General features: G+C 57.0%; 6 protein-coding genes. 4 read left to right on the forward strand and 2 right to left on the reverse strand.

From position 1 onward, the window contains the following. Positions 1 to 520: 520 nt before the first annotated feature. A complete protein-coding gene (acs, locus tag FJY67_10665) occupies positions 521 to 2,467 on the reverse strand; it encodes an acetate--CoA ligase (GenBank protein ID MBM3329913.1) in 1,947 nt (648 codons plus the stop codon). 190 nt (positions 2,468 to 2,657) lie between these two features. On the opposite strand from acs, the gene fusA reads away from it, so the two are divergent. Genes fusA through FJY67_10685 form a run of 4 tightly spaced genes read left to right on the forward strand, consistent with a single transcriptional unit; the run spans position 2,658 to position 6,642 of the window. Then, positions 2,658 to 4,754 carry an elongation factor G gene (gene fusA / locus FJY67_10670; protein MBM3329914.1) on the forward strand — a complete coding sequence of 699 codons (2,097 nt, stop codon included), beginning with the start codon at positions 2,658 to 2,660 and terminating at the stop codon, positions 4,752 to 4,754. Between the two features lies 1 nt (position 4,755). Then, positions 4,756 to 5,310, forward strand: coding sequence for an HIT domain-containing protein (locus tag FJY67_10675; protein MBM3329915.1), 555 nt, complete (start codon positions 4,756 to 4,758; stop codon positions 5,308 to 5,310). A 35-nt stretch (positions 5,311 to 5,345) separates the two neighbouring features. Next, positions 5,346 to 6,266 (forward strand): site-specific DNA-methyltransferase, encoded by a 921-nt coding sequence (locus FJY67_10680; protein ID MBM3329916.1) that lies wholly within the window; start codon positions 5,346 to 5,348, stop codon positions 6,264 to 6,266. A gap of 4 nt (positions 6,267 to 6,270) precedes the next feature. Continuing rightward, positions 6,271 to 6,642 (forward strand): MjaI family restriction endonuclease, encoded by a 372-nt coding sequence (locus tag FJY67_10685; GenBank protein MBM3329917.1) that lies wholly within the window; start codon positions 6,271 to 6,273, stop codon positions 6,640 to 6,642. Here FJY67_10685 and FJY67_10690 read toward each other — a convergent pair. Continuing rightward, positions 6,633 to 6,742, reverse strand: a 110-nt coding sequence (locus FJY67_10690) for an IS5/IS1182 family transposase (protein ID MBM3329918.1), incomplete at its 5' end; no start/stop codon positions are given. The two genes, FJY67_10685 and FJY67_10690, sit on opposite strands and share 10 nt — an antisense overlap.

Here is a 6,742-nt window from a genome sequence, read left to right on the forward strand (position 1 = left end):
GTGAGCGGATATGCGAGGGAGCGAGTAAGCGAGGAGGAGTGGGAGGAGGATGTGCAAGTTTGGGTTGTCAATGTCCATTCTCTAAGCGCTGGACTGGATCCCCGCCTGCGCGGGGATGACGAGGGGGGAGGCGGGGATGACGAGAATGGAAAAGGGGATGATGATCCCCTCTCGCTTACGATTGCGCCGAATCCGTTTAACGATCAGGCGACGGTGACAGTTGGTCTTGGAGGGCGGGCATTCCTGCCCGCCCTAAGGGCGGACAAGAATGTCCGCCTTCCAAGTGCGCAGGTGGGGGGTCTCATGCCCGTCCGGCTCAGCCTCTACGCGCTCGACGGGAGGGAAGTCCTCCGTCTTCACGACGGCCCTCTATCCCCGGGAAGCCATACTTTCGCACTTTCGCACTTTGGCACTTTCACACTTCCCTCCGGCATCTATTTCCTCCGTCTTCAGGCCGGCTCCCACTCCCGCACCGTCAAAGCGGTGCTGATGCGTTAGTGACGCAACCAATCTCTCCTCACTATTCTTCCTCGTATTTCTGGCGCAGTTCCTCCACTACCTGAGGATCGGCAAGCGTCGTAACATCGCCCAGCGCACTTCCGTTTGCAATATCCCTTAACAGCCGGCGCATGATTTTCCCCGAGCGCGTCTTCGGCAGATCTCGCGAGAAGTGTATCTGCTCGGGTCGGGCTATGGATCCGATCTTGGTGCCAACATGAGCCTTGAGTTCTTCCATTAGCGCGGGATCGGGTTGGATGCTGGCTCTGAGCGTTACGAAGGCCGCCGGCGCCTGGCCTTTGATGTCATGTGGGATGCCGACCACTGCGGCCTCAGCAACCGAGGGATGATCGACCAGCGCGCTCTCCACCTCCATCGTGGAGATATTATGCCCGGCTACGAGCATGACATCATCGACACGACCCAGCAGCCAGAAGAAACCGTCCTCGTCGATCTTCGCTCCATCGGCAGGGAAGTATAAACCGGGCCATTTGGACCAGTAGGTCTTGCGAAAACGCTCATGGTCGCCCCAGATGGTTCTAAGCATCCCCGGCCAAGGTGCTACGAGACCGAGGTAGCCGCCTCCGACCTCCAAGGCGTCGCCCTTCTCATTCAACACCGCCGCCTTAATCCCGGGGAACGGCCTGGCTGCAGAGCCTGGCTTGCAGGTAGTGATACCGGGCAGAGGCGTTATGAGGATGTGACCGGTCTCAGTCTGCCACCAGGTGTCAACCACCGGGCAGCGCTCTCTTCCGATCACGCGATGATACCATACCCAGGCTTCCGGGTTGATCGGCTCTCCGACGGTGCCGAGTAACCTTAGTGAAGTGAGGTCATGCCGCCCCGGCCACTCCTCGCCCCATCGCATAAAAGTGCGGATTGCGGTTGGAGCGGTGTAGAAGATCGAAACGCCGTATTCCTCGATGATGCGCCAGAAGCGATCCCGGTCCGGCCAGTCGGGCGCACCTTCGTATATAACCTCGGTTGCGCCGCAAAGCAGAGGCCCATAGACGACGTAAGAATGCCCGGTTACCCAGCCGATGTCCGCCGTGCACCAGAAACGATCCTCAGGCTTGAGATCGAAGACCCACTTCGAGGTGGCATAGACCCCGGTCATATAGCCCCCGGTGGTGTGCAAAATGCCTTTCGGCTTGCCGGTTGTGCCCGAAGTATAGAGGATGAATAGCGGATCTTCGGCGTCCATTTCTTCAGCCGGGCAGTCCGGTGAAGCGTCTTCCACCAGTCGGTGCCACCAATGGTCCCGCCCTTCGCTGAAGTGTATTGCGAAATCCCCTCGCTTATGAACGACGACATGGCGAATGGTCGGACAGCCTTCAAGTGCGAGATCTGCATCGTGCTTGAGCGGAACAATACGACCCCGGCGATAGCCTCCATCGGCGGTCACGAGGACCTTGGCTCCCGCATCGTTGATACGTTCTCTAAGTGCGTCGGGCGAGAATCCGCCGAAGACAACGGAATGGACGGCTCCAATACGTGCACAAGCCAGAAGAGCGATGACCAACTCCGGCACCACCGGCATATAGATTGCCACCCGGTCGCCTTTAGTGACGCCAAGGGAGCGCAGGGCACTGGCGAACTTGCAGGTTTCCCGGTAGAGTTCCCAGAAGGTGAGGGTTCGTCGCTCGCCGGGTTCACCTTCCCAGATGAGAGCGGCTTTGTTGCGATTTGGGCCGACGATGTGGCGGTCGAGGATCGATTCCGTGATGTTTAACTTCCCGCCCACAAACCATTTGACGTCGGGCGGAGTTCCCTCGAGGATGCGCTCCCAGGACTTGCGCCAGACCAGGTCCCGGGCAAAGGAAGCCCAGAACGCCTCGGGATCGGACGCTGCATTCTCGTAAACTGCCGGGTCGGAGACATTAGCCTGAGCGACGAACTCCGCCGGAGGAGGATAGAGCCGTTCCTCGTTGAGAAGTGTGTCTATAGTATTGCCGGAGGAGTTGTTCATTGTGAAGGGACTGCTTTATTGAGTTCGTTAGTAACGGGTTCGAGATGTAAGGGAACCGGGGCGCGTCGAATCGCCTTGCCTCAGCGACCGGCAATGATTATTATAATCTACTTATTCCGGTTTCCCAAATTAGCGTCAGGCCAGGGTTCCCAGCCTGACATCCCAAGCCAACCGCCTAACCCAAAGTTCTATGAAAGACGTCCATCCCGAGCGGATCCGCAACCTTGTCCTGACCGGTCACCAGACTTCCGGCAAGACCACCCTGACCGAAGCTTTGCTTTTCAGAATGGGCGCTACCAGCCGGATGGGATCGGTCGAGGAAGGCAACACCCAGAGCGACTACCATCCCGACGAAATGAGCCGCCGGATGTCGATTTCCACAACGCTCCTGACCGGCGAGCATAAGGGGACCAAAATCAACCTCCTCGACACGCCCGGTTTCACCGACTTTCAGGGGGATGTCAGGTGCGCCATCCGGGTCGCCGATACTGCTCTGATGCTGATCAACGCAACTTCGGGTATCGAGGTCGGGACGGAACTCTTCTGGGGCTTTTGCGAGGAGCGTCACACCGGAAGGTGTTTCCTAATCAATCACCTTGACAAGGAGCATGTCAGTTTCGAGCGCACCGTCCGGGCCTTGTCGGAGCGCTTTGAGGCTGCAGTTCCGGTGCAGTTCCCGGTGGGCGAGGGATCGGACGGATTTCACCAGATCGTCGATCTGATCGCGATGAAGTTGGTTGATTACAATAAGGACGGCAGCGAGAAGTCGCGGTCGGACATCCCGGTGGACTTGAAAACACGCGCTGACGAAATGCGAACCCGGCTGGTGGAACGTTGTGCCGAAGCAGACGACGCCCTGATGGAGCAGTTCTTCGCCAACGACGGCCTTTCGTCGGACGAGATGATTCAAGGCCTTAGAAAGGGCATACTCGACGGGAAATTATTCCCGATCCTGTGCAGTGCGGCGAAGAGTCAGGTCGGCGCAACGCTGTTGCTGGACTTCATTGCCGAGTATCTGCCGTCGCCGCTCGACGTCGGACCGGCGGAGGCAATTCAGGAAGCCGGCGGGAAGTCAACCAAGGTCTTCTGCGATGCCGGCAGCACAGCAGCCGCGCTGGTCTTCAAGACGATCTCAGAACAGCACGTCGGCGACCTTTCGTTCTTCCGCGTCTATGGCGGCAAGGTGACCGTCGGCGCCGATCTGCGTAACACTTCCCGCGGGACAACGGAGAAGATTGGGCAGATCTTTTCGGTCAGCGGCAAGAGCCGTAAGAACATCGACGAGGTTTCGGCCGGCGACATCGGAGCATTGGTCAAGTTGCGCGACACTCACACCGGGAATACGTTGTCGCAAGCCAAGGACGGGCTCATCCTTGGCGGCATCGACTTCCCGGATCCGGTTACCCGGACGGCAGTGGTGCCCCGCAACCGTGGCGACGAAGAGAAGATCTCCAACGCGCTCCACATTCTGGCGGAGGAGGATCCTTCGTTCAAGTTCCACTATGATCCTGAACTGGCGCAGTTGATCATCGAGGGTCAAGGGGAGTTGCATCTCTTGATCCTGCTCGAGCGGCTGAAGGAGCGATTCGGAGTGGAGGTCGATCAGGAGGATCCGAAGATCCCCTATCGCGAGACGATCCGCGCGACCGCTGAAGGGCAGGGCAAGTTCAAGAAGCAAACCGGCGGCCGGGGGCAGTTCGGGGACTGCTGGCTCAAACTTGAGCCACTCCCGCGAGGCGGCGCCTTCGAGTTTGTCGATGCGATCGTGGGCGGGGTGATCCCAGGCAAGTTCATACCGGCGGTCGAAAAGGGCGTCCGGGGAGCGATGACCGACGGCGTCATCTCCGGCTTTCCGGTAGTCGATGTGCGGGTGACAGTTTATGACGGCTCGTATCACACGGTCGATTCGTCGGAGAACTCGTTCAAGATCGCCGGATCGATGGGCTTCAAGAAGGTCTTTCAGGAGGCTCGTCCGGTCGTCCTCGAGCCGATCTACGACCTCGAGGTGCGGGTGCCGGAGGAGTATATGGGCGATGTGATGGGAGACGTCTCGTCGAAACGCGGCAAGATTCTGGGAATGGACCGCGACGGACGCTTTCAGGTGATCAAGGCCAAGGTGCCGCTGGGGGAACTGCACAAGTACTCGAGCACCCTGCGGTCGCTGACGGGCGGCCGGGGGCTGCACCGGCAGACCTTCTCGCATTACGAGGAGGTCCCGGGCGACATTCAGAAGAAGTTGATGGAAACCTACGAGGCGCGCCGCGCCAAGGGAGGGGAGGAAGAGTAGGCTGGATCGTCTATGGGCGCCGTGGCGGCTGGCCTACATCGAGTCCGCCAAAGACGATTCCGTTACCGATCGTCATTCCCGCGAAGGCGGGACTGGAACCGGGATGCAGCATGCGGACAATCCAGTACCGGGCGACTGCTTCCTTTGCGCAGGGGCGGCGAAAGGGGTTGATCGGGTGGCTTTGGTTGTCTATCGGGATGACCTTGCGGTCGTGATGATGAACATCTATCCCTATAACAACGGACATCTTTTGGTGGCTCCAGTGCGGCATATCGGAGAGTTGAGCCAAATGACCGCGGACGAAGCGCGGCACGTGAACGACGTCGTCCGCCGGGCAGTCGAGTGGCTGCAGGCGGCTTACCGGCCCGACGGCTTCAACCTCGGGATGAACCTCGGCCGGGTGGCGGGAGCCGGCCTGCCGGGGCACTTGCACATCCATATCGTCCCGCGCTGGAACGGAGATACCAACTTCATGCCGGTAACGGCCGCGACGAAAGTGCTCTCGGAGGCGCTCAAGGCGGGGTGGGAGAGGCTGAGGAAGGAGGCGGGGAAGTGAGGGAGCATACAATAATAAGGGGGGATGCACGTCAAATGTCGGAGGTTGCCGATGAGTCCGTGCATCTAATAATTACCTCGCCACCTTACTGGCAATTAAAGGATTATGGCACTACACCGGATGAAGGGCAAATAGGCTTCCATGATAGTTATGAAGATTATGTAAACAATCTTAATCATGTTTGGATGGAGTGCAATCGGGCGCTGCAACCGGGTTGTCGACTGTGCATCAATGTCGGCGATCAGTTCGCTAGATCGGTCTATTACGGACGCTATAAAGTCATTCCGATACGCACTGAAATTATCCGATTTTGCGAGACTATTGGCTTGGACTATATGGGTGCAATCATCTGGCAAAAGGTAACTACCACCAATACCACAGGTGGCGCTGCCGTGATGGGTTCGTTTCCCTATCCCCGCAATGGCATCGTTAAGATCGATTATGAATTCATCTTACTCTTCAAGAAGTTGGGAAAACTTCCAAAAGTAACACGTGAGCAAAAGGAAGCGTCGCGTTTGACGACGGAGGAGTGGAATCGCTATTTCGCGGGCCATTGGGATTTTCCCGGTGAGAAGCAGGCCAATCATATGGCGGCGTTTCCGTTGGAATTGCCATACAGGTTGATCAGGATGTTTTCATTTGTTGGTGAAACAGTGCTCGATCCTTTTCTTGGAAGCGGAACAACGACGCTGGCTGCGATGAAGGCTGATCGCAACAGTATTGGCTACGAGATAAGCGGCGATTACATCGAACGTGTCCGGCTGCGGCTGGAGGCCGAGGCGGGAGGTCTGTTGGAACTTTTGTCAGACCTGACTGTTCGAGTGGTCAAACCGTCAGATAGAAAAGTGGCATCAAATGTCGCTGAACTACCATATCGATTTACGGATGAGGTGGGATTAAGGCGAATAATCGATCCCAGGCGAAAGACATATGGTTCAAGAATAGCAGAAAGGTGAGGAGATGTTTATGAAGAAGGTGTCACTAACATTCACAGAAATGGCCGAATTGTTGGGGCAAGCCCCACCACATTTCCCTAAATATGTTACGCAGATTCTGAATCTTGCCAATCAAAACGCACAGGGAACACGTCCCAAAGTAGTTGGCAAGTTGGCAGATATTGTGCCGGAGTATGGTGGGCATAGCCTTCGGGAATGGGCAGAGTGGTATTTGGAGCGTTATCCAATGGCAATTGAGATGGCAGCGAAAAAGATCGAATCAATGGTAACAAACCTCAAAGATGCCATCGCGAGGATTGATGAGTCAATGATTCGTGTTTGGGTCGAGGATTTGGTAGTCGTAAAGTCCTTCGTCGGATTAAGTGCTTATCCGTAAATAACGCCTACTTTTCTGTAGGCAATGATGGCGCAAGCCAATTGCGCTAGGGCCACATAGCTTGCTGTTCTCTTCTCATAGCGAACCAACAGCTTTCTGA

The sequence above is a fragment of the Calditrichota bacterium genome (genome assembly GCA_016867835.1).
Lineage (GTDB): Bacteria > Electryoneota > AABM5-125-24 > Hatepunaeales > Hatepunaeaceae > VGIQ01.